Origin of the sequence: Streptomyces chartreusis (genome assembly GCF_008704715.1) — a bacterium.
In the GTDB taxonomy this organism is placed as follows: Bacteria; Actinomycetota; Actinomycetes; order Streptomycetales; family Streptomycetaceae; genus Streptomyces; species Streptomyces chartreusis.
In genome coordinates this window covers 1,995,001-2,018,314 of record NZ_CP023689.1, presented here as the reverse complement: position 1 = coordinate 2,018,314, position 23,314 = coordinate 1,995,001, and the positions used below count along the sequence as shown (strand labels likewise).

Sequence of the window (23,314 nt, the reverse complement as noted above, 5' to 3'; positions counted from 1 at the left end):
CCCCCCGGCCACACCCGCCGCATCACCGACCCCGACCTGGAGTTCCCCGTCATGCCCGGATCACCTCCGGCCACCTCCGCACGCCTCCGTACGAGAGCCGTGACCGCCCTCGTCCTCCTGGCCGCCCTGCTGGTCGGCGCCGTGCCCGCGAACGCCGCGACCTACGTGCCGATCTCGGGCGCGGGCTCCACCTGGAGCCAGAACGCGCTCGACCAGTGGCGGGCCAACGTCAAGCAGTACGGCATGACCGTGAACTACAACGGCACCGGCTCCTCCGACGGCCGCAACCAGTTCCGCAACGGCACCGTCGACTACGCCGTCTCCGAAATCCCGTACGGCATCAAGGACTCGGGCGTCGTCGACTCGCCGCCGTCCCGGAAGTACGCGTACATGCCGATCGTGGCCGGCGGTACGTCGTTCATGTACAACCTCACCATCGGCGGCCGCCGGGTGACCAACCTGCGGCTGTCCGGCGACGTCATCGCCAAGATGTTCACCGGGCAGATCAGGACCTGGAACGACCCCGCGATCAAGGCCGACAACCCGGCGCTCGCCAATGCGCTGCCCGCCCGCCGCGTCGTCCCCGTGGTCCGCTCCGACGGCTCCGGCACCACGGCCCAGTTCACCACCTGGATGAGCAAGCAGTACCCCTCGCTGTGGGACTCCTACTGCCGCCGGGCCGGCCGCACCACACCCTGCGGGGCGACCTCCAGCTACCCGGTCGTGTCCGGCGCCGGCTTCGTCGGCCAGTCGGGCTCCAACGGCGTCTCCGGCTATGTCGCACAGGCCGGCAACGTCGGCACGATCACGTACGTCGAGTACTCCTACGCCGTGTACACCACCGGGTTCCCGGTCGCCAAGGTGCTCAACCGGGCCGGGTACTACGTCGAGCCGACCGCGAAGAACGTGGCGGTGGCGCTGACCAAGGCGGACATCGAGGAGAACGCCGCCTCGCCGGCGTATCTGACCCAGAAGCTCGAGCGCGTCTACAACGACAGCGACCGGCGCAGCTATCCGCTCTCCAGCTACAGCTACATGATCATCCCGACCAAGCTGGAGTCGAACTTCAACGCGCAGAAGGGCAAGACGCTCGGTGCCTTCTCGTACTACTTCCTCTGCCAGGGGCAGCAGCGCGTCGACAGCCTCGGGTACTCGCCGCTGCCGATCAACCTCGTGCAGGCCGGGCTGAAGCAGGTCCGCAGGATCCCGGGCGTCGACGTCGAGAGCGTCGACATCAAGAAGTGCAACAACCCGACGTTCTCCCCGGACGGCACGAACACGCTCGTCAGGACCGCTCCTTATCCGCCCTCCTGCGACAAGAAGGGCGCGTCCCAGTGCGCCACCGGGACGGGTGGGGCCAAGGCGCCGACCCAGGTCGGCGGTGGCTCGGGCGGCGGCGGTTCCGGCGGTGGCGCGACCGGCGGTTCGGGCGGCGGAGCCGGTTCCGCGTCCGGGGGCGGCACCGGTGGGGCCGCCGCGTCCGGCGGCGCAGGGACCGGTGGCGCCGGGACGGGCGGTACGGCCGCGGGGGCGACCGGAGGGTCCGGCGGCGCCGGGACCGGGGGTGCGTCCGGGGCACCTGCCGCGAGTGGGGGTGCGTCGGTCGATCCGGACACCGGGCAGGTCATCGGAGCGGGGGGCCCTGCGGGCGGCGGGACCGGGGTGGATGCCTTTGCCCAGCCTGTCAGTACGTCGAGAGGGATCGGCGGGGGTACGCGTACGGCGTTGATGGTGCTGGCGGGTGGGTTGCTGCTGGCGATCACGGTTGGGCCTCCGTTGCTCAGTCGGCGACTCAAGCGGGGCGCTTCGCTGTGATGGGTCGTCTTTCGTCTGCTGCGCCGTGGGGGCTGGTCGCGCAGTTCCCCGCGCCCCTCAGGGGCGTTGTACGTCGGTTCGTCGCCACCTCGACGGCCGTCGCGGTCGCCCTGCTCTCCGTGATCGGCGCTGCGGTGCTCGTCTCGCCCGGGCCCGCCTCCGCCGCCGACTCCTCCTCCGCCGTGACCGTCTCCGGAGAAGGTCCCTACGGGGGACTGAAGGTGACGGTCAGTCAGACTCGTAACCTTGTCAATCAGGTCGTCCGGGTGTCCTGGAAGGGCGGTGCTCCCACCGTCTCGGACACCACCTACGCCGCCGACTACCTCCAGATCATGCAGTGCTGGGGTGACGCGAGCGGTGGGCCCGACCCCGCGCAGTGTCAGTTCGGGGGGTCCTCCGCGCTGGGCGCGGGTGCCGGCAGCCAGGCCGCGGGGGCGTACACCAACACCCGGCAGCTCAGTTACGGCGGGCTGAAGGACCCGGCGCAGGAGTTGCCGCCGGCGTCCGGGACCGGGATCTCGTACGTGCCGTTCCGGTCCGTGACCGGGGACGTGATCACGAAGGGGAACTGGAACGAGTTCTACGACGTGAACACCTCCAACGAGGTGCCGTACGCCCGCACCGGACCCGACGGCACCGGCGAGGTCTACTTCGAGGCGCAGACGGGTCTCGAGGCACCCGGGCTGGGATGCGGCGAGGTGCCCGCGGGGGCCTCGGGAGCCACGGCCGGGCGCAAGTGCTGGCTGGTCGTCGTGCCGCGCGGGCGGAGCGAGGTCGACGGCACCCCGTACACCACCCGGTCCAGCGGGCTGCTGGAGTCCTCGCCGCTCAGCGCGAGCAACTGGAAGCACCGGCTCGTCGTGCCGCTGGGCTTCGAGCCGATGGGGCGGTTCTGCCCGATCGGCGCCGACGAACGCGGCACGCTCGGCAACGAGATCGTCGCCGAGGTCGTCACACGCTGGCAGCCCGCCCTGTGCCAGTCCGCGAGCCGGACCATCTACGGGTACGCCCAGGTCACCGACGACACCGCGCGCGCCAAGCTGGTATCGGGCTCGCCGGGACTGGTCTTCCTCGGACGTCCGGCCACCGGCGATCAGGTGCCGGCGGGGCAGCGGCCCGTCTACGCGCCGGTCGCGCTGTCGGGGCTGACCCTCGGGTTCTTCATCGAGAGCCAGGCCGGGTTCAACGCGCCCGCCGCCGTGAAGGCGCGGGACGGAGCCCGGCTGACCTCGCTGAATCTCACCCCACGACTGGTCGCCAAACTGCTCACCGAGTCGTACCAGGACGGCAATTCACGGCTCGCGCCCAGCACGCTGGCCAATCCGTTCAACCTGGCCACGGACCCCGAGTTCGTCAGGCACAACCCCGGCTACAAGGACCTCAGCTTCGGCGGCAGCCTCGGCGACGCGCTCGTGCCGGAGGCGCTGGCCGACGCGACATGGGAGCTGTGGAACTGGGTGCGCCAGGACCCGGCCGCCCGGGAGTTCCTCGGCGGCACCGCCGACGACACCGGCCGGTACGGCGATCCCGCCTTCTCCGGGATGAAGGTCAACCCGCACTACGAGGACATGGAGCTGCCGCGGGAGGAGTTCCCGAAGAGCGACCCGTTCTGCCAGCAGTTCCAGGACCACCCCGACCACCCGCTGTGCATCCAGGACAAGCACCCGTACGCCACCGACCTGCACTCCGCGGCCCGCGCCGCCGCGCGCGGCGACACCCTGGCCCGCACCAACTGGGACAACACCGCGACTCCGCCCGGCTACAAGAAGAACCCGCCGCAGCCCGCAGGCCGGCGCGCCGTCCTCGCCCTCACCGACACGGCGACCGCTGCGCGCTACGGCCTGGTGACGGCCAGGCTCCAGAACGCCGCAGGCCGGTTCGTCGCCCCCGACACCCGGGGGCTGCTCGCCGGGCAGGCGGCGATGAGGGCGAGCGGGGCCGACGGTGTGGAGATCGCCGATCCGGCCACCAGGAACCGCGACGCCTATCCGCTCACCCTCCTCAGCTATGCCGCGACCGTGCCGGAGAAGCTGACCAGGGAGGAGGGCCGGGACTACGCGGCCCTGCTGAACTACGCGGCGGGGGACGGGCAGCGGCCCGGGGTCGCCGCGGGCACCCTGCCCGAGGGGTACGCGCCGCTGCCGGCCGAGGTACGGGGCCGTACCCGTGCCGCCGCCGAGGCCATCGCCTCCCGGGCCGGTGCCGCGGCACCGGGCGGGACGACCGGGGGCTCCGCCTCCGGCGGGGGCTCGGCGGGCGGTTCGGGCACCGGGGGCTTCGGCTCCGGGGACGCGGGCGGCGTCGCCGCGGCGGGCTCGGGGGGTGCCGCCCTCGACGGCGGCGCCGGGTCCGCGGGCGGGTCGGCCGGTGCGAGTGGTGCCGGGGGCACCGGGGCTTCCCCGTCCGCCGCGGCGAGCGGCGGCACTCCCTCGGGCTCCCCGTCCACCGCACCGGCCGCCGCCTCCGCCCCGGACAGCCCGCTGCTGCGCACCCCGAAGTGGGCGCTCGGCGCCGTGCGCTACGCCCTGCTGATCGCCCTGGTCACCGGGCTCGCCGCCGCCGTCGGCGGCCCCCTGCTGCCGCGGGCCGTGCCGCGACTGGCCGCAGCGGTCGCGGACCGGCGGGCCAGGGGCAAGTCGGCCACCGGCGAAGGGAGGTGATGCCCGCACCCGACACACCGACAGGTCCGCGCCAACGAACTGTCCGAATCACCGCGCCGGGCACCACCGCCCGGGCGAAGCCTAATCGAGAGGTACAGCAAGTGAACAAGAGAATGGCCGCCGTCGCCGCCGTGGGTCTCGCCGGCCTCGTCACCGGCACCCTCAGCGCCACCCAGGCCGCCGCCGACCCGGCCGGCCCGCCCACCTACCGTCAGCTCTCCGGCGTGGGTTCCGACACCACGCAGGACGTGATGAACGGGATGGCGCAGGCCATCACCATCAACGGCACCAAGGTCATCGGCTCCTACGACGCCACCGGCTCGGCCCAGATCACCACCAAGGACCCGGCCGCCACCCCCGGTTGCACCATCGCCCGCCCGAACGGCTCCGGCGCCGGCCGCACCGCCCTGCAGAACTCCCTCCAGGCGGGCAACGGTTGCCTGGACTTCTCCCGCTCCTCCAGCCTCAACCTGGCCGCCGCGAGCCCGGGTCTGACCTACGTCCCGTTCGCCGTGGACGCCGTCAGCTACTCGATCACGCCCACCAGCACGGTCCCGCGCAAGCTCACGCTGGCCGACCTCAAGGCCATCTACCACTGCGACCCCAACTACGTGGGCGCCGGCCCCAACTACAGCCTGACGGTGTACCTGCCGCAGGCCGGCTCGGGCACCCGCAGCTTCTGGGAGTCCCAGATGGGCATCACCGACGCCGACGTCGTCGCCGGTGTCTACCCGTGCATCAAGGACACCAAGAACGGCAGCCCGGTCCAGGAGCACGACGGCCGCGTCCTCGACGACAAGTCGATCGTCCCGTTCTCCATCGCGCAGTACAACTCGCAGGCCTCGCAGACCATCGCCGACCTCCGCGGCCGGGCCATCCTCGGCACCGTCGACGGTCTCGCGCCGACCGTGCTGAACAGCAACTTCGGTGTGAAGCGCGACGTCTACAACGTCATTCCGACCGGCAAGCTCGGCACCGCGCCGTGGAGCACGGTCTTCGTCGGCAACAACTCCCTGATCTGCCAGCAGGCCTCGGTGATCAACACCTACGGCTTCGCCACCAACCCGAACTGCGGCGACACCAGCAAGCAGACCTCCTGACGCCCATCCCGGATCTTCGGAAGACATCCTCCAGAAGGAGAGCACGACAGTGCTGAAGAAGACTCATCTGCGGGCTCTGGCCGGCGGCCTCGCGGGCCTGGTCGCCGTCCTCGCGGGCGGTGTCGCCGCGGCACCGGCCGCGCAGGCCGCCGAGATCGGCACCGCCGAGGTCGCCCCGGCCACCGGCGCCGACACCTCCCCGATGTCGCTGACCACGTCGGGCGCCTGCCCGGCGAACGCCACCAACGTCATCGCCTCGGTGACCGGCTCCGGCTTCCCGGCCGGCGGCCAGATCGTGGTCGGCAACTCGCCGATCACCTCCTACGGCACGACGGCGGGCGGCGGGCTGATCATCCCGCTCACCGACACCATGCGGGGCTACGCCCAGACGGCCGGCTTCACCACGCTGACCGGCAAGTACACCTTCACCATCACCTGCCGTACCGCGTTCAACGCCACCAGCCTCGGTGACTTCCCGGCCTCGGTCTGGTTCACGTCCAACACGGCGTACCAGAACACCGACCCGGCCGTGAAGACCGACACCACCACGTCCCTCGCGGTGTCCCCGGCCTCCCCGGTCACCGCGGGTTCCCCGGTGACGCTGACCGCGACCGTCGCCCCCGCGGGCGCTGCCGGCGAGGTCCAGTTCCGCGACAACGGCAACCCGCTCGGCGCCCCGGTGGCCGTCACCGGCGGCCAGGCCCAGCTCACCACGAGCAGCCTCGGCGCCGGCAACCACTCGCTGACCGCCGTGTTCACCCCGTCGAGCGCCGCCTACAACGGCTCGACGTCCAGCGCGGTCGCCCTCGCCGTCGAGGCCGCCCCGGCGACCCCGACCACCACCGCGCTGGCCGTCTCCCCGGCCGGTACGGCGGACAGGTTCAGCCCGGTCTCCATGACCGCCTCGGTGTCGCCCGCCTCGGCGGCCGGTTCCGTGAAGTTCCAGGACACCGTGGGCGGCACCACGACCACCCTGGGCACCGTGCAGGTCGCGGGCGGTCAGGCGGCCTTCAGCACCAGCAGCCTCGCCGAGGGCGACCACTCCTTCACGGCGGTCTTCGTCCCGGCGGACCCCGGTGCCTTCACCGGCTCGTCCTCCGGCAACGTGCCGTACGTCATCGGAGCCTTCGACGGCGTGACGGCCTCGCAGGACATCACCACCACCGTCGAGTCGGGCGCCCTCGTCATCAGCGTGGACGACCCGCACGTCACGCTGCCCTCGCCGCAGCTGAACAGCGACGGCGACCTGCTCACCACCGCGGGCGCGATCAACCCGGTCACGCTCACCGACACCCGTGCGGGCAACCCCGGCTGGTCCGTCAGCGGCCAGGTCACCGACTTCGCCGACGGCGGCTCGCACAGGATCAACGGCCAGAACCTGGGCTGGAACCCGAAGGTCACCGACAAGGGCGCGTCCCAGACGGTCACCGCCGGTGCGGCGGTCGCCGCGGCCCACGGTGTTGCCCCCGGCGACGCGGGTTCGGCCGGCCTGAAGTCCTCCCGTTCGCTGGCGGGCGGAACCGGTCTGGGCACCGCCCACCTCGGCGCCGACCTGGCCCTGAACGTGCCGACCTCGACCGTGGCCGGCACCTACACCGCCACCCTCACCCTGACGGCCATCTGACCCGGGCGGATGGCTGACGGGGCGGACCCCCGCATCCCCCTCGGATCCGCCCCGGGCCGGGACGGGCAGCCCTCCTGCCCGTCCCGGCCGCACCCGCCCGCCCAGGCCCACGCCCACCCGTGCACCGGTACCGCGCCCGAACGGACGACCCCGACATGATCACGACATCGGCCCGCCGCATCGCCGCCGTCCTGGCCGCCTGCCTCCTCGCCGTCCTCCCGGCCACCGCCGCGTCGGCCGCCGCGCCGGCCGACGGGGGACAGGGGAGTCCCGGGCGCACGACGTTCGGTGTCCAGCCCTCGGCCGCGAAGAAGCCCGACGCCCGGCCGAACTTCTCCTACGGCGCCACCCCCGGCGCCCTCGTCAAGGATCACATCGCCGTCTTCAACTACGGCAGGAAACCGCTGACGTTGCGGGTGTACGCGCAGGACGCCTTCACCACCGACGACGGCGGCTTCGACCTCTTCGCCGCCCGGCACAGGCCCGCCGACGTCGGCTCCTGGATCAAGCTCCGCAGGAGCGAGGTCAAGGTCCCCGCCCGCTCCCGCGTCATCGTCCCCTTCACCCTGACCGTCCCCGCGAAGGCGACCCCCGGCGACCACACCGGCGGCATCGTCGCCTCCCTCTCGGCCGCCGGCGCCGACAGGAAGGGCAACAAGGTCGCCCTCGACCAGCGGGTCGGCGCACGCGTCTACCTCCGGGTGGCAGGCGCCCTCACGCCCCGCCTCGCGGTCGAGGACCTGCGCACCGTCTACCACGGCACCGCCAACCCCTTCGGCACGGGCACCGCGACGGTGACGTACACCGTCCGCAACACCGGCAACGTGCGGCTGGCGGCCCATCAGACGGTCGGTGTCCGCGACGGACTGGGCGGCACGGCGGAGCCGGCCGAGCTCCGCGACCTGCCCGAACTGCTGCCGGGCGACTCCGTGTCCGTCAAAGTGAGGGCCGACGGTGTGCTGCCCGCCTTCCGGGACACGACCAGCGTCACCATCGACCCGCAGCCGGTCCGCGGCGACATCCAGCACCGCATCCTGCCCCGCGTCACCCGCACCGAGGCGTTCACCGCCGTGCCCTGGGCGTTCCTGGCACTGCTGCTCCTGCTCGCCACGGCCGTCACGTTCCTCCTGCTACGACGTCGGCGGCGCCGCAGGACCGAGAGCGCGCCGGTGCGTTCCGTGTCCCGTCCGAAGCAGGCCGTCGGCCTGGCGGCCGCGACCCTGCTGGCCGCCGCCGCCGTCGGGGGCACCCCCGAGGAGGCCCGCGCGGCGGACGCGGGCAGGCTCACCGTCACCCCGGCCAAGGGCAGCGACACCCAGCCCATCACCCTCACCACCGAGGCGCCCTGCCCCACGAGGACCGCCAACGTCATCGCCCGGGTCACCGGCACCGGCTTCCCGCGCGGCGGGCAGATCGTCGTCGGCAACGCGCCGCTCGCCACGTACGGCAAGGTCCCGGGCGCCGGGCCGAGCATCCCGCTGACGTACACCATGCGGGACTACGCGAGCACCGCCGGGTTCACCACCCTCAGCGGCACGTACACCTTCACCGTCAGCTGTCTCAAGGGCCCCTTCGACCAGCGCAGTCTGCGGAACTTCACGGGCTCGCTGCGGTTCGCGAAGGAGCACGCCTACCGGGACGGCACCGAGGTCGCGCTGCCCAAGAAGGCGCCCGTGCCGCAGAGTCCGGCCGCACCGACACCCCGCGGGAGCACGCCGACGGCACCGGGACAGCCCGGGCAGTCGCAAGGGCTGCCCGTGCCCGTGCCGGGCGAGCAGGGCGGCTCCGCCGCACCCGGCGCCGTACCGGCGGACGGCACTCAGGCCGCTCAGGAGCCCGCCCCCGCGCTCACCGCCTGGTCCGTCACCGGATTCGGCGTCTGCCTGCTGGCCCTCGCGACCGGCGGCGCCCTCTGGGCGCGCGGACGCCGGGCCCGGAGCGAGTGACCGCGCACCACACCACGTACCGAACGAACCAACTGCCAGGGAGAGAAACCCCGTGTCCATCACACCCCGCACACTCCGGATGCCCAGGGCGGCCGCGGTCCGCGTCGGCTCGGCCGTCGCCGCCTGCGGCACCGCCGGGCTGCTCGTCACCGCCGCCACCGTCGTGCAGGCGTCCGCCGCCGAGGCCCCCGCCGCCATGTCCGTGACCCCCGAGACCGGCACGGACACCGAAGGCATGAGCCTGACCACCTCGGCGGCCTGCCCGGCCGAGGCGACGAACCTGATCATCGACGTGAAGGGCGCGGGCTTCCCGGCCGACGGCCAGAACGTCGTCGGCAACTCCCCGATCGGCACCTACGGCAGCACACCGCAGGGCGGGATCGTGGTGCCGCTGTCCGACACGATGCGCAACTACGCGAGCACCGCCGGGTTCACCACCCTCCAGGGCCGCTACGACTTCACCCTCACCTGCCGCACCGCGTTCAACGGCACCAGCCTGCGCGACTTCACCGCGTCCGTCTGGTTCACCTCCAACACCGCCTACCGGAACACCGATCCGGCCGGCGGCGGCAACACCCCGACGCCGACCGACACCGCGACCCCGACGGACACGGGCACGCCGACGGACACGGCCACGCCCACCGACCCGCCGACCGAGACGCCCACGGACACCGGGTCGCCGACCGACACGGGCCTGCCCATCGACACCCCGACGCCGACCGACACCGGCGCCCCGACGGACACCGCGGCGGCCGACGGCGGCACCTCGGGCGGCGGCGGTTCGCAGGACATCTCCACCGACGTCAGCGGCGGTGCGTCCGGCGGCGGTTCGGGCAGCGGCGGCTCCATGGCGGCCACCGGCGTCAACGCCGGCGCGCTCGGCGCCCTGTCCGCCGCACTCGTGCTCGCGGGCATCGTCATCGTCCGCCGGGCCCGCCCGCGCGAGGACTTCCCCGCCACCGACACCCCGACCGCCTGATCCGTGCCCGGACCCCACAGGAAGAGACGACCAACCATGCAGGTCAAGGCCGTACGCCGCCCCCTGGCGGCCACCCTCGTCACCGCGCTGGCCGCCGGGGCGCTCGTGCTCGGCACCAGTGGCGCCGAGGCCGACGTACTCGGTCCGATGGAGGTGTCCCCGGCGACCGGCACGGACACCAGCGGCATCACGCTGACCACGCCCGCGCCCTGCCCGGACCCCTCGACCAACCTCATCGTCGGCGTCAAGGGGGCGGGCTTCCCCGCCGACGGCCAGATCGTCGTGGGCAACTCGCCGATCAGCACGTACGCCACCGCCCCGAACGGCGGGATCGTGGTGCCGCTGTCCGACACCATGCGCAACTACGCGAGCACCGCCGGGTTCACCACCCTCCAGGGCCGCTACGACTTCACCCTCACCTGCCGGGGCGCGTTCGGCTCCGCGACCCACGGCGACTTCACCGCGCCGATCTGGTTCACCTCCAACACGGTGTACCAGAACACCGCGCCCGTCACCGCCACCACGACCAAGCTCGCGGCGAGCCCGGCCGGCCCGGTAGTCCAGGGCACGTCGGTGAAGCTGACGGCGACCGTCTCCCCGTCCGCCGCGGCCGGCACGGTCCGCTTCCTCGACGGCACGACCCAGATCGGCGGTGCCGTCACCGTCTCCGGCGGCGTGGCCACCAGGACCACCAGCTCGCTGACCGTCGGCACCCACTCGCTCAAGGCCCAGTTCGTACCGGCCGACCCGGCGCTGTACGGCGGCTCCACATCCGCGGCGCTCTCCTACACCGTCAAGATCAAGCCCCCGGCCGTCACCTCGGCGGCGAAGGTCACCGGCACCGTCCGGGTCGGCTCCACCGTGACCTGCTCGGTGACGTTCAGCGGCGCGAGCTCGGTCGCGTACTCCTGGCTGCGGGACGGCACGGTGCTCAGCGGCGCGACCGGGCGCACCCGCGCGCTCGGCGCCGCCGACCGGGCGCACAAGATCGCCTGCCGGGCGAAGGCCACCAACAGCACCGGCAGCACGACCTCGACCAGCCCCTCCGTGACCGTGGCCCTGGGCCCCGCCCTGAAGAACGGCACGAAGCCCTCGTTCACCGGCACCCGCAAGGTCGGCTACAAGCAGACCGCCAAGCCCGGCACCTGGACCCCCGCCGCCCAGTCGTACGGCTACGTCTGGAAGCGCGACGGCCGGGCCATCACCGGCGCCACCCGCTCGACGTACACCCCCACCAGCGCGGACCGCGGGCACCTGCTGTCCCTGACCGTCACGGCCAAGCGCGCCGGGTTCGCCGACGGCACCGCCACCTCCGCCGCGGTGAGGATCGGATGACGGCACCGGTCATCGCCCCCGCCGGGCCCGTGGCGGCCGACCCCGCGTCGGCCCCCGGGCCCGGCCGGGCGCGGCCCGCCCGGCCCACCGCCGGGCCCGGACTGCGCGTCGCCGGCGCGGCGTTGAGCATCCTGGCCGCGCTGCTCCTCGGCCTCGTCGCCGACGCCGGCATGGTCGGCGACCTGCGACAGGCCCGGGACCGGCAGGTCGACTACGCCGCCTTCCGCGCCGCCCTCGCAGGCGGCACCGCCCCCGTCGGGCAGTCCGTCGGCGGCGGGCGGGCGCCCGAGGCCGGTGAACCCGTGGCGATCCTGGCGATCCCCGAACTCGGGGTGCGCGAGGTGATCCGCGAGGGCACCACGGCCGGCGACCTCTCCCACGGACCCGGCCACCGCAGGGACACGCCCCTGCCGGGCCAGTCGGGAGTCAGCGTCGTCATGGGCCGCCAGGCGACCTACGGCGGCCCCTTCCGGCGGCTCGGCGAGCTGAGCACCGGCGACACCTTCACCGTGACCACCGGGCAGGGCAAGCACACCTACCGGGTCATCGGACCGCGCAGGGCCGGCGACCCCCAGCCGCCCGTGCCCGCGGCGGACAAGGGCCGCCTGACCCTGATCACCGCCGACGGAACGCCCTTCATGCCCCGGGGCATCCTGCGCGTGGACGCCGACCTGGTGTCGACCGCGCAGCCCACGCCCGCGCCCGCCCTCGGCTCCGGCGCACTGCCCGAGGAGGAGAAGCCGATGGCCACCCAGCAGTCGGCCTGGCTGCCGCTGGTGCTGTGGGGACAGGGGCTCACGCTGGCCGCCGCCGGCCTCGCCTGGGCCCGCGCCCGCTGGGGCCGCCGGCACACCTGGGTCGTCGGTGTCCCGCTGCTCGGCGCACTCGGCCTCGCGGCCGCCGACCAGACGCTGCTGCTCCTGCCCAACCTGCTGTGACCACCCGCCCCGACGCCCCGCGTCGCCGACGCCGATGAAGGACTCGCCGTGACCGACCAGACCACCCAGACCGCGACCACGCTGACCCTCCCGCCGGTGCCGGGGACCGGGGCCACCGGCGCGACGCTCCAGGCCCGCCGGATCTCGGCCTGGTTCGGCGACCACAAGGTCCTCGACCGGGTGTCCCTGACCATGCCGGCCGGCCGGGTCACGGCCCTCATCGGCCCGTCCGGCTGCGGCAAGTCGACGTTCCTGCGCATCCTCAACCGCATGCACGAACTCGTCCCGACCGCCTCACTGGCCGGTGAGGTCCTGGTCGACGGACGGGACGTCTACGCCGCCGGGCAGCGGCTGACCGAGGCGCGGCGGACGATCGGCATGGTCTTCCAGAAGCCGAACCCCTTCCCCGCGATGTCGATCTACGACAACGTCACGTCCGGTCTGAAGCTCACCGGCACCCGCCTGAACGGGGACGCCAAGGACGACCTGGTCGAGGAGTGCCTGACCAAGGCGGGCCTGTGGCGGGAGGTCCGCGACCGGCTGCGCCAGCCCGGCGGCGCGCTCTCCGGCGGCCAGCAGCAGCGCCTGTGCATCGCCCGGTCGCTCGCGGTACGCCCCAAGGTCCTGCTGATGGACGAGCCGTGCTCGGCCCTCGACCCCACCTCCACCCGCCGGATCGAGGAGACGATCCGCGAGCTGGCCCACGAGGTCACCATCGTGATCGTCACCCACAACATGCAGCAGGCCGCCCGCGTCTCCGACAGTTGCGCGTTCTTCCTGGCCGAGCAGAACACCCCGGGCGCCATCGTCGAGCACGGCCCCACCCCGGCGATGTTCTCGGCCCCGTCGGACCCCCGCACGGCGGACTACGTGGAGGGCCGCTTCGGCTAGGCCCCGCTGCGGGTGAGGAACTCGACGAGCGCCGCGTTCACCTCGGCGGGCCGCTCCTGCTGGGTCCAGTGGCCGCAGCCCGCCAACTCGACGGGCGGGCGCCACAGGTTGGGCATCAGCGTGGGCAGGCGCTCGATGAACTCGGGGGTGCCGGGGAACGCCGGGACCAGGTCGCGGTCGCCGTACATGTACAGCGCGGGCGTGGTGACGACGGCCCCGTGCCAGGGCGCGGTCAGCTCCCAGTTGCGGTCCATGTTGCGGTACCAGTTGAGGGCGCCGGTGAAGCCCTGCGAGAAGCTCTCGGTGAGCGCGTCGAGGTCGTCCTCGGTGAACCAGTCCGGCAGCACCTCGGGGTCCGGCATGTCCGCGAGCCAGCCGCGCTCGGGGTCGACCAGAGGGTGCTTGAACTCGCCCGCGTGGGGAGCGTCGCCGGAGGCCGAGTAGAAGAACTTCCGCAGGGCGGTGCGTGTGTCCTTCGCGAACTCGGCGTCGGCGACACCGGGTCGGGCGAAGTGGTTCCAGTAGAACCGGCCGTCGAACCGCTCCTGCATCGAGGCCAGCGGCGGATGGGGCCCCCGCAGCGGGGGCGGCACGCTCAGCCCGGCCACCCCGCGCACCAGGTCCGGCCGCAGCAGGGCGGTGTGCCAGGCGACCGGCGCACCCCAGTCGTGGCCGACGACATGAGCCCTCTCCTCGCCGAGGGCCTGGATGAGCCCGACGACGTCACCGACCAGGTGCAGGATGGTGTACGCGTCGACGGCCTCCGGCCGGTCGCTGCGCCCGTACCCCCGCTGGTCGGGAGCGACCACCCGGAACCCGGCGTCGGCCAGCGGCCCGAACTGGTGGCGCCAGGAGTGCCACGACTCGGGAAAGCCGTGCAGGAGCACCACGAGCGGCCCGTCCCCCTGCTCGGCGATGTGCAGCCGAACCCCGTTCACGTCAACCATCCGATGCACGACCATGCGGACGAGCGTACGTGCCGTGGAGCCGGGGCGGCCATGCAGGTCCGCGGTGGCGCAGGGCGACGACAACTGGCCGACTTTCGACGGGAGTTGCGCCCAATCCCGGGAACACTCCCGAGACGCCGGTGAGTTCCGGCGACACGGGGGAGGGGTACGGCATGAGCGGTGCGGGGGACGGGACGCCTTCGAGGCGGCGGATGAGTGCGGGCGAGATGGCCGCGTTGGTCTCGGCGGCCGCCGCGGTCGTCGGCCTTCTCCTGGCGGTGTTCGGGGTGCCGCTGCTCGGGGGATCCTCGCCCGGCCGGCCCGTGGTCGACGGCGCCGCGGCGGCACCGGCCGCGTCGGACACACCGCAGGCGTCACCCTCGCTCCCGCTGCAGCAAGGCTGGCGCCGCATCGCCGCACCGGACCTCAGGGCAGCCTTCGCCCTCCCCGACGACTGGACCCAGGACGTCGACAGCGCCATCCAGAGCGGCTGGAGCTCCCCGGCCGAGGAGCACGCCATGAGCCTCAAGCGTGACTCCTCGTACGGGCGGACGCCGAAGGCCGCCGTCGCCGGTCAGCTGGAGTGGTACCGCGACACACCCGAGTCCTCCATGGCCGACCTGAAGGCCGTCACCCGCCCCACCCGGCAGAACGGCAAGGAAGCCCTGCTGCTGGAGATCGATTACCACTACGCCGACCGCTCCGAGGCCCGCAGACGCGTCGAGGTGTTCGTCGCGGGCAAGGCCGGCCACGTCTACCAGCTGCTGTTCGACACCGTCGCCACCCGCGAGCGGCTGGCGGAGCAGAAGGAACTGCTCGCCACCGCCCGGGCCCAGCTGCTGATCGACACGAGCGTGCGGGGGCGGGAGGAGGCCGGTAACTGGATTCCTACGGAACCCGGTTCGGTGTCGGCGACCGGTCCCTCGACCGGGTACGGGTACGGCGACCGCCGGCTGCCGCCCGAGCCCGCCTGACCGGTGCGGTGAACGGCCGCCGGGCTTGATCCGTACCACTTCTCGTGCAGTCACAGCGAGGAAGCAGCAGAGGAAGCAGAGGCGGCACCGGCCGCCTCACGGCGGCCGGGGTCCTGGTCCTCCTGCTCACCGCCACCGGGTGCGGCGGCGGTGACGGCGAAGGAGCCGCCGCGCAGAGCAGTCCGTCCAACGTCGCCGCCACCGTGGCCGGCGTCGTCGCACCGGCGAAGGTCGAGGTGATCGCCGACCTGACCGGTTGCAAGGTCAAGATCCGGACCGATGCCGACGAACTGCGCGAGGGGGTCTGCCACACGAAGCGCGGCGACTACCTCATCACGACGTTCCCCGAGGAGAAGTACAAGCTCACCTGGCTGGACTCGGCCGCGGTCTACGGCGGCAAGTACCTCGTCGGCACCCGCTGGGTGGTCAGCGCCAAACCAAAGCTGCTGGAACAGCTCCGCCCCCAACTGGGCGGGAAGATACAGGAGTTGCAGGGCGTGGGTCCGGCTCCTGGCCCGAGCGGCTCCTGACGCGCGGGGCTCGCGCGACGCGGTTCACTCGGTCGTGTCGCTGAGGCCCAGCCGCAGATGCTCCACGTGGTACACGGCCTGGTCGAGCAGTTCGGCGACATGGTGGTCGTGCAGCGCGTACACCACCGACCGGCCGCGCCGCTCGCCCACGACCAGGCCCAGATTGCGCAGCAGCCGCAGCTGGTGCGAGCACGCGGACTGCTCCATGCCCACCTCGGCCGCCAACTCCGTGGCCGGCAGCGGTCCCTCGCGCAGGCGCGCCAGGATCAGCAGACGGGAGGGGGTGGACAGGGCCTGGAGGGTGGTGGCCACCTTGGCCACGTTGGCCGCGTCCAGACGCACGCGCTCGGGGACGTCCTGCGCGGCGGTGACGGCTCCATGACCCATGCGGGTCATCCTACCCGCCGCACACAAACATATGAACGATCATTCATGCTTCGAGGTGCGAGGCTCGCGGAGGTGATACGGCCGCTCCCAGCGCAGGCCACGTCGATGTCGGATTCTCGCCAGCCCCGGCTGCCGCCGTGGACGATGCTGGACGTATGCAGAAGGGGATGCACATCGACACGGGGCGCTGTGTGCGCGCCGTACAGTCCAAGGACGCCCGCTTCGACGGATGGTTCTTCACCGCGGTCGTCACGACCGGGATCTACTGCCGGCCCAGCTGCCCGGTGGTCCCGCCCAAGCCCGAGAACATGCGGTTCCTGCCGAGCGCGGCCGCATGCCAGCAGGCCGGATTCCGGGCCTGCAAGCGCTGCCGCCCGGACACCAGCCCCGGCTCCCCGGAGTGGAACCAGCGCGCCGACCTCGTGGCCCGCGCGATGCGGCTCATCGCCGACGGCGTCGTGGACCGCGAGGGCGTGCCCGGCCTCGCCGCCCGGCTCGGCTACAGCACCCGGCAGGTCGAACGCCAGCTCCTCGCCGAGCTGGGCGCAGGCCCGCTCGCCCTGGCCCGCGCCCAGCGCGCCCAGGCGGCCCGCCTCCTCATCGAGACGACACCGCTGCCCATGGCGGACGTCGCCTTCGCGGCCGGGTTCGCCTCCATCCGCACCTTCAACGACACCGTCCGCGAGGTCTTCGCCCTCTCACCCAGCGACCTGCGCGCCCGCGCACCCCGCGGCAACCCCGGCAACACCACCGGCGCCCTGACCCTGCGCCTGCCGTTCCGCGCCCCCCTCAACCCCGACAACCTCTTCGGGCACCTCGCCGCGACCGCCGTACCCGGCGTCGAGGAGTGGCGGGACGGCGCCTACCGGCGCACGCTGCGGCTGCCGTACGGCCACGGCATCGTGACCCTGACCCCGAAGCCCGACCACATCGCCTGCCGGCTCACCCTCGGCGACCTGCGCGATCTGACCGTGGCGATCAGCCGGTGCCGCCGCATGCTCGACCTGGACGCCGACCCCGTCGCGATCGACGACCAGCTGCGCACCGATCCGCTGCTCGCGCCCCTGGTCGACAAGGCGCCCGGCCGCCGGGTGCCGCGCACCGTCGACGAGGCCGAGTTCGCCGTCCGTGCCGTGCTCGGCCAGCAGGTCTCCACCGCGGCCGCCCGCACCCACGCGGCCCGCCTGGTCACCGCCCACGGCGAGCCGGTCGACGACCCCGAGGGCGGCCTCACCCACCTCTTCCCGGCACCCGAGGCACTCGCGTCGGTGGACCCGGAGTCACTGGCGATGCCCCGCACCCGCCGCACGACGTTCACCACCCTGGTGCGTCAACTCGCCGACGGCGACGTGCGCCTGGGCCCCGACAGCGACTGGCCGGCGACCCGGGCCCGACTGCTGGACCTCCCCGGCTTCGGCCCCTGGACCGTCGACGTCATCGCGATGCGCGCCCTCGGCGACCCCGACGCCTTCCTCCCCACCGACCTCGGCATCCGCCGCGCCGCCCAGGAACTCGGCCTGCCGTCCACCCCCGCGGCCCTCACGGCACGCGCGGCGGCCTGGCGGCCCTGGCGGGCGTACGCCGTCCAGTACCTGTGGGCGACGGACAGCCACCCGATCAACTTCCTCCCCGTATAAGGAAAAAGCAGTGAAACAGCACACCGTCATCGACAGCCCCTACGGCCCGCTCACCCTTGTCGCCGACGACGGCATCCTGTGCGGCCTCTACATGTCCGACCAGCGCCACCGCCCGGCCGAGGAGACCTTCGGCCTCCGCGACGAGACACCTTTCGCGGAGGCCGAGGACCAGCTGAAGGCGTACTTCGCGGGCGAGTTGAAGGAGTTCACCCTCGAACTGCGGATGCCCGGCACGCCGTTCCAGCGCAGCGTCTGGGAACAGCTGAAGAAGATCCCGTACGGCGAGACCCGCTCCTACGGCCAGCTCGCCGACGCCCTCGGCAACTCCGGCGCGTCCCGAGCGGTCGGCCTCGCCAACGGCAAGAACCCGATCGGCATCATCGTCCCCTGCCACCGCGTCGTCGGCGCGAGCGGCAGCCTGACCGGCTACGGCGGCGGCCTGGCCCGCAAGCAGCGCCTGCTGGACTTCGAGAGCGCGGCGGCGCTGTTCTGAGTACGGCGGCTCAGCCGGCCCGCTCCGCCGCGCTGCGCTCCACGCAGAACTCGTTGCCCTCCGGGTCGGCGAGGACCGCCCAGCCCGTGCCGTCCGGGTTGCGGCGGTCGTCGACCAGCGTGGCCCCGAGGGCGAGGACCCGCTCGACCTCCTCCTCCCGGGTGCGGTCATTGGGCTGCAGGTCCAGGTGCACGCGGTTCTTGAGGGTCTTGGGCTCGGGGACGGTCACGAACAGCAGACCGGCGCCCTCGATCAGCACGTCCTCGTCCCCGGGCCTGTTCTCCTCGTGCACGGGCAGACCGAGCACCTGGGACCAGAACCCGGCGAGCCCGTAGGCGTCGGTGGAGTCGATCGTCGTATGGCGGATGTCGGAAGTCATGATCGCAATTCTGGTCCACCGCCCGGGGCCCGCGCAGCGGGTCGCGCTGACCTGTATGGCGCACCTCGCCCCGCCTCCCGGGTGACCCCGGTGGCGCCGGTGCCGCGACCGCTGGTGTCTGTACGAAGGGGAAGCAGGCAGAGAGCGGGAGAGCATGGAGCCAGAGCACCGGCACCTCGCGACACCCTGGGCCGCCGGGCTGGCCGGGGTGATCTTCGCGGTCCTGATGGCCGTGGCGATCGTCCTGGTGCGCGTCGCCCTGCCCCAGGGCGTCGAAGGCAGTGACGTGAGCATCGACGCCGGACAGCGCGACGCCGTACGGACGGCCCTCGAACTGCTCCCGTTCGCCGGGATCGCGTTCCTGTGGTTCATGGGCGCCCTGCGCGAGCAGGCAGGCCGGGCCGAGGACCGGTTCGTCTCCACCGTGTTCCTGGGCAGCGGACTGCTCTTCGTCGCCACCCTGTTCGGCGCCGCCGCGGCGGCCGGGACCGTGCTCGCCGAGACCCAGCAGGGCTCGCCCTTCGGCCGCGACTACGCCTACGCCCTGCTGACCACGTACGCCATGCGGATGGCGGCGGTGTTCATCCTCACCACCTCGACCATCGGCCGCCGGCTCGGCGTCCTGCCGCGCCCGCTCGTCGTCCTCGGCTTTCTCGCCGGCCTGACGCTGCTCGTGGTGGGCTCCGACGTGCCCTGGTCCGAACTCGTCTTCCCGGGCTGGGCGCTGCTCCTCAGCCTCAACATCCTGTGGCAGCGCCGGCGCGGCACCGGTGCACGGCCGGCCGGCCCGGCCTGATCGGCCCCGCTCACTCGATCGGTCCGCTCTTCGTCGCCGCATCCCGTCCGGACGCCGAGAGTGGTCGAAGGAGGGTTGACCGTGCCGTTGGAGAGGACCGATCCCGTGGTCAGGATTGCCGTCGATCTGAATCGCTGCCAGGGGTACGCGCAGTGCGCGTTCCTCGCCCCCGACGTCTTCGCCATGCACGGCGAGGAGGCCCTGCTGTACGTCCCGGAGGCCGACGAGGAACAGCGCGAGCAGCTGGCCCGGGCCGTCGCGGCCTGCCCCGTCCAGGCGATCCTCGTCGACGCCGTGGACGTACCGGCCGAGGCGGTGTCCGGTGCGCGGTGACGGGGCCCTGGAACGACTCGGGCGCGAGGGCCGCATCGTCGTCGTGGGCGCGTCCCTGGCCGGCCTGCGGGCCGCCGAGGCCCTGCGGGACGAGGGCTTCGCCGGGTCGCTGACCGTGATCGGCGACGAGCCCCACGAACCGTACGACCGGCCCCCGCTGTCCAAGCAGGTGCTGCTCGGCCGGGCCTCGGCCGGGCGCACCGCGCTGCCCAGGCTCCGGGCCGTGGACGCCACCTGGCGGCTCGGCGTCGCGGCGAGCGGTCTGGACATGGCCGCCGGGCTGGTGCGACTGGCCGACGGCGACGAGGTGCCCTACGACCGGCTGCTGATCGCCACGGGGGTGCGGGCGCGCCCTTGGCCACAGGAGGCCGAGGCCGAACTCGACGGCGTCTTCGTGCTGCGGACGAGCGACGACAGCGCGGCACTCGCGCGACGGCTCGACGCGGGACCCGAGCGGGTCCTGGTCATCGGGGCCGGGTTCACCGGCTCGGAGATCGCCTCCGCCTGCCGCGAACGGGGCCTGCCCGTCACGGTCGCCGAACGCGGCGCGGCGCCCCTGGTCGGCGCCCTCGGCGGCGTGGTCGGGGCGGTCGCCGCCGACATGCAGCGCGAGGGGGGCGTGGACCTGCGGTGCGGGGTCATGGTGACCGCCCTGGAGGGCGACGCCTCGGGACGGGTGCGCGCCGCGCGGCTGTCCGACGGCTCCACCGTGGAGACCGACGTCGTGGTCGTCTCGCTCGGCGCCACCCGCAACACCGAGTGGCTCGCCGGGTCCGGACTCGGCGCGGGACCCCGCGGCATCGCCTGCGACGCCGGCTGCCGCGCCTTCGACATCCGGGGGATCGTCACCGACGACATCTACGCGGCCGGCGACGTGGCCCGCTGCCCGCACCCCCTCTTCGGCTACCAGTTCCTGGCACTTGAGCACTGGGGCAACGCCGTCGCCCAGGCCCGGATCGCGGCCCACAACATGCTCAGCGAAAGCGCCGAGCGCGTGCCCCACATGGAGGTGCCGTCCTTCTGGTCCGCGCAGTTCGGCGTCAACATCAAGTCGGTCGGAGTGCCGTCGATGGCGACGGAGATCCTCATCACGCAGGGCTCCCTCGAAAGCCGCCGGTTCGTCGGCGTCTACGGCTACCAGGGCCGCGTCATCGGCGCCGTCTCGTTCGACCACGGCCGCTGGCTGCCGTTCTACCAGGAGCTGATCGAGACGACCGCGCCGTTCCCGCCGCCGTTCGCGACGGTCGACCGGCGCCCCGGCGGACAGCGCCCGGTCGATGCGGACTTCCCCGACCCCTCGGTCCCCACCCACGGCCCCACCGTGACCCTCAGCGGCTACTCGCCGGCCGACCGCCGGACGACGTTCACCCCCGCGCACTGACCAGCACGGCCCCGAGGACCCGCCATGACGCAAAGCCTGCTGCACCAGATCCTGGACTACGCCAACCGGGCCGACCCGTACCCGCTGTACGAAGAGCTGCGCAGGACGCCGGTCCACCACGAGGGCGGCGACGGACCGTACGTGATCAGCACCTACTACGAGATCCGCAGCCTGCTGCACGACCCCCGGATCAGCTCCGACGCCCGCAACCTCGCCTCGCAGGCCGGCGACCCGCTGCCCGAGGCGCCCCAGGGCGAGGGCGCCCTGCCGCCGGGCTTCCTGAAGCTCGACCCGCCGGAGCACGACCGGCTGCGCCGCATGACGAACCGCCCCTTCGGCCCGCCGCACTCGCCGCGCCGCGTCGACGGCATGCGCCCCGAGCTCCACGACATCGTCACCGGCCTCATCGACGGCATCGGCGACCCGGGCCGGATCGACCTGGTGGAACAGTTCTCGTACCCGTTCCCGGTGACCGTGATCTGCCGGCTGCTCGGGGTGCCGCGCGAGGACGAGGCGCGCTTCCACGTCTGGGCGGACACCCTCGCCGCCAGCCTGGACCCCGACCCGGACGCCGATTCCGCCGAGCGGGGCAAGGGCGCGCACGACGCCCGTATGCAGCTGGGCATGTACCTGGCCGGCCTGATCGAGGAGCGCCGCAAGAACCCCGGCGACGACATGCTCTCCCAACTGGCCACGGCCGAGGGCGAGGACGGCCCGATGACCACGATGGAACTGCTCAGCACCGCGGCCCTGCTGCTGATCGCCGGGCACGAGACCACGGTCAACCTCATCACCAACGGCATGCTCACCCTGCTGCGCCACCCCGACGTCCTGGAGCGGCTGCGCACCGAACCGCGGCTGGCGGCGCCCCTCGTCGAGGAACTGCTGCGCTTCGAGCCGCCGGTTCAGCTGGTGCCGCAGCGCACCACCCTCGCCGACATCGAGGTCCGCGGGGTCACCATCCCCAAGGGCGCCGCCCTCTGGCTGGTCCTGGCGTCGGGCAACCGCGACCCGAAGCGTTTCACCGACCCCGACCGCTTCGACCCGGACCGCCCGGACATCCAGCACCTCGGCCTCGGCAGCGGCATCCACAGCTGCTTCGGCGCCCCGCTCGCCCGCCTGGAGACCCAGCTCGCCCTGTCCGAGCTGGCCCGCAGGCTGGAGAACCCCCGACTGCTCCAGGACCCGCCGCCGTACCGCCAGAACGCGGTGCTGCGCGGCCCGCGCGAACTGCAAATCGCCTGCGACGGCATCCGCCCCTAGGGCCTGTCCGGCGGATCAGCTCGGCGTCGCGGGGTCCGCTCGGGTCGGCCGAGATGCGCAGCTTCCTGCAGCCGACCTGATCCGCCGGACAGACCCCAGCCGTACCGAGGACCGCCGGTCAGTCCACGTGGCCGCTCTTCACGCCGAGGCCGTGCAGCAGCTCCGGCAGCGCGGTGCCGATCGGCTCGCGGATCACCTCGTCGGCGCGGTCGTCGTACGGTGTCGGCTCGGCGTTCACGATGACGAGCCGCGCGCCGTGGTCGGCGGCGACGCCCGCGAGGCCGGCCGCCGGCTGCACCTGGAGGCTGCTGCCGACGGCGATGAACACCTGGCACGCCTTGGTGATCGCGACCGCCTGGCCGAGCACGGCCGGGTCGAGCCGCTCGCCGAACATGACCGTCGCGGACTTCAGGATCCCGCCGCACTCCAGGCACGGCGGATCCGCCTCGCCGGCGTCGACCCGGGCCAGGGCGTCCTCCATCGACCCGCGCGCATGGCACTTCGTGCACACCACGCTCCGTGCGCTGCCGTGCAGTTCGAGGACCTTGCGGGTGGGCATTCCGGCGAGCTGGTGCAGCCCGTCGACGTTCTGTGTGATCACCCGCACCGGCACCCCGGACCGCTCCAGCTCGGCCACCGCCCGGTGCGCGGCGTTCGGCTCCGCCTTCAGCGTGCGGTTCTTGCGCCGCATCTGCCACGAACGGCGCCGGATCTCCGGATCACCCATGTAGTACTCGTACGTCACGAGCTTCTCGGCCTCCGGGTCCCGGCGCCACAGTCCGTTCGGCCCGCGGTAGTCGGGGATCCCGGAGTCCGTGCTGATACCGGCGCCGCTGAGGAGGGCGACGAGGGGCGGCTTGGTCATGCCCCGAGGGTAGGACGGGGCGATGACGGCGGCGAACGGAT

21 protein-coding genes are annotated in these 23,314 nt (G+C 73.1%); 17 read left to right on the top strand and 4 right to left on the bottom strand.

The genetic code is table 11. The annotated features are described in order from the left end of the window. Positions 1-51 precede the first annotated feature (51 nt). From pstS to CP983_RS08365, 9 genes are all read left to right on the top strand, one after another. The gene (gene pstS / locus CP983_RS08405) at positions 52-1,815 is read left to right on the top strand and encodes a phosphate ABC transporter substrate-binding protein PstS (protein ID WP_150499135.1); all 1,764 of its coding nucleotides are present in this window, start codon (positions 52-54) and stop codon (positions 1,813-1,815) included. Further along, positions 1,815-4,475, top strand: a complete 2,661-nt coding sequence (locus CP983_RS08400; protein ID WP_150499134.1) for a hypothetical protein — start codon at positions 1,815-1,817, stop codon at positions 4,473-4,475. The genes pstS and CP983_RS08400 overlap by 1 nt, the downstream gene beginning before the upstream one ends. Before the next feature lie 101 nt (positions 4,476-4,576). Next, complete coding sequence (locus tag CP983_RS08395; protein ID WP_205614784.1) at positions 4,577-5,575, top strand: substrate-binding domain-containing protein; 999 nt, start codon at positions 4,577-4,579, stop codon at positions 5,573-5,575. Positions 5,576-5,624: 49 nt separating this feature from the next. Continuing rightward, positions 5,625-7,199, top strand: coding sequence for an Ig-like domain-containing protein (locus tag CP983_RS08390; RefSeq protein ID WP_208852830.1), 1,575 nt, complete (start codon positions 5,625-5,627; stop codon positions 7,197-7,199). A 155-nt stretch (positions 7,200-7,354) separates the two neighbouring features. Next, positions 7,355-9,145: a WxL protein peptidoglycan domain-containing protein gene (locus CP983_RS44420; protein WP_150499133.1), complete on the top strand. Its 1,791-nt coding sequence runs from the start codon at positions 7,355-7,357 to the stop codon at positions 9,143-9,145. Between the two features lie 52 nt (positions 9,146-9,197). Beyond that, a complete protein-coding gene (locus CP983_RS08380; RefSeq protein ID WP_150499132.1) occupies positions 9,198-10,124 on the top strand; it encodes a hypothetical protein in 927 nt (308 codons plus the stop codon). A 36-nt stretch (positions 10,125-10,160) separates the two neighbouring features. Further along, positions 10,161-11,459, top strand: a complete 1,299-nt coding sequence (locus tag CP983_RS08375; protein ID WP_150499131.1) for an Ig-like domain-containing protein — start codon at positions 10,161-10,163, stop codon at positions 11,457-11,459. Continuing rightward, the gene (locus CP983_RS08370) at positions 11,456-12,397 is read left to right on the top strand and encodes a sortase (protein WP_150499130.1); all 942 of its coding nucleotides are present in this window, start codon (positions 11,456-11,458) and stop codon (positions 12,395-12,397) included. The genes CP983_RS08375 and CP983_RS08370 overlap by 4 nt, the downstream gene beginning before the upstream one ends. A gap of 141 nt (positions 12,398-12,538) precedes the next feature. Further along, positions 12,539-13,288 carry a phosphate ABC transporter ATP-binding protein gene (locus CP983_RS08365; protein ID WP_229914721.1) on the top strand — a complete coding sequence of 250 codons (750 nt, stop codon included), beginning with the start codon at positions 12,539-12,541 and terminating at the stop codon, positions 13,286-13,288. On the opposite strand, the gene CP983_RS08360 is transcribed toward CP983_RS08365, so the two are convergent. Then, a complete protein-coding gene (locus tag CP983_RS08360; RefSeq protein WP_150499129.1) occupies positions 13,285-14,250 on the bottom strand; it encodes an alpha/beta fold hydrolase in 966 nt (321 codons plus the stop codon). The two genes, CP983_RS08365 and CP983_RS08360, sit on opposite strands and share 4 nt — an antisense overlap. A gap of 158 nt (positions 14,251-14,408) precedes the next feature. On the opposite strand from CP983_RS08360, the gene CP983_RS08355 reads away from it, so the two are divergent. Both CP983_RS08355 and CP983_RS08350 read left to right on the top strand, forming a co-directional pair. Beyond that, positions 14,409-15,209 carry a hypothetical protein gene (locus tag CP983_RS08355; RefSeq protein ID WP_189748498.1) on the top strand — a complete coding sequence of 267 codons (801 nt, stop codon included), beginning with the start codon at positions 14,409-14,411 and terminating at the stop codon, positions 15,207-15,209. A gap of 44 nt (positions 15,210-15,253) precedes the next feature. After that, on the top strand, positions 15,254-15,739 hold the full coding sequence (locus tag CP983_RS08350) for a hypothetical protein (RefSeq protein WP_150499128.1): 486 nt from the start codon (positions 15,254-15,256) through the stop codon (positions 15,737-15,739). Positions 15,740-15,763: 24 nt separating this feature from the next. Here the strand turns inward: CP983_RS08350 and CP983_RS08345 are convergent, their stop codons facing one another. Next, positions 15,764-16,126 carry an ArsR/SmtB family transcription factor gene (locus CP983_RS08345; RefSeq protein WP_150499127.1) on the bottom strand — a complete coding sequence of 121 codons (363 nt, stop codon included), beginning with the start codon at positions 16,124-16,126 and terminating at the stop codon, positions 15,764-15,766. A gap of 155 nt (positions 16,127-16,281) precedes the next feature. Here CP983_RS08345 and CP983_RS08340 point away from each other — a divergent pair, with 155 nt between their 5' ends. Together CP983_RS08340 and CP983_RS08335 are read left to right on the top strand one after the other, a co-directional pair. After that, a complete protein-coding gene (locus CP983_RS08340) occupies positions 16,282-17,763 on the top strand; it encodes an AlkA N-terminal domain-containing protein (RefSeq protein ID WP_271666685.1) in 1,482 nt (493 codons plus the stop codon). 10 nt (positions 17,764-17,773) lie between these two features. Then, positions 17,774-18,256: a methylated-DNA--[protein]-cysteine S-methyltransferase gene (locus CP983_RS08335; RefSeq protein ID WP_150499126.1), complete on the top strand. Its 483-nt coding sequence runs from the start codon at positions 17,774-17,776 to the stop codon at positions 18,254-18,256. Between the two features lie 10 nt (positions 18,257-18,266). Here the strand turns inward: CP983_RS08335 and CP983_RS08330 are convergent, their stop codons facing one another. Beyond that, positions 18,267-18,635, bottom strand: a complete 369-nt coding sequence (locus CP983_RS08330) for a VOC family protein (RefSeq protein WP_125529412.1) — start codon at positions 18,633-18,635, stop codon at positions 18,267-18,269. 154 nt (positions 18,636-18,789) lie between these two features. Here CP983_RS08330 and CP983_RS08325 point away from each other — a divergent pair, with 154 nt between their 5' ends. The 4 genes from CP983_RS08325 to CP983_RS08310 all read left to right on the top strand — a co-directional run bounded on the left by CP983_RS08325 (position 18,790) and on the right by CP983_RS08310 (position 22,408). Next, entirely contained in the window at positions 18,790-19,431 is a 642-nt protein-coding gene (locus tag CP983_RS08325; RefSeq protein ID WP_107907968.1) for a hypothetical protein, read from the top strand. Positions 19,432-19,512: 81 nt separating this feature from the next. Continuing rightward, on the top strand, positions 19,513-19,764 hold the full coding sequence (locus CP983_RS08320) for a ferredoxin (protein ID WP_308436540.1): 252 nt from the start codon (positions 19,513-19,515) through the stop codon (positions 19,762-19,764). Continuing rightward, a complete protein-coding gene (locus CP983_RS08315; RefSeq protein WP_150499125.1) occupies positions 19,754-21,145 on the top strand; it encodes an NAD(P)/FAD-dependent oxidoreductase in 1,392 nt (463 codons plus the stop codon). The genes CP983_RS08320 and CP983_RS08315 overlap by 11 nt, the downstream gene beginning before the upstream one ends. A gap of 24 nt (positions 21,146-21,169) precedes the next feature. Continuing rightward, entirely contained in the window at positions 21,170-22,408 is a 1,239-nt protein-coding gene (locus CP983_RS08310) for a cytochrome P450 (RefSeq protein ID WP_150499124.1), read from the top strand. Positions 22,409-22,526: 118 nt separating this feature from the next. Here CP983_RS08310 and CP983_RS08305 read toward each other — a convergent pair whose 3' ends face one another. Continuing rightward, entirely contained in the window at positions 22,527-23,273 is a 747-nt protein-coding gene (locus CP983_RS08305) for an SIR2 family NAD-dependent protein deacylase (RefSeq protein ID WP_150499123.1), read from the bottom strand. Positions 23,274-23,314 lie beyond the last annotated feature (41 nt).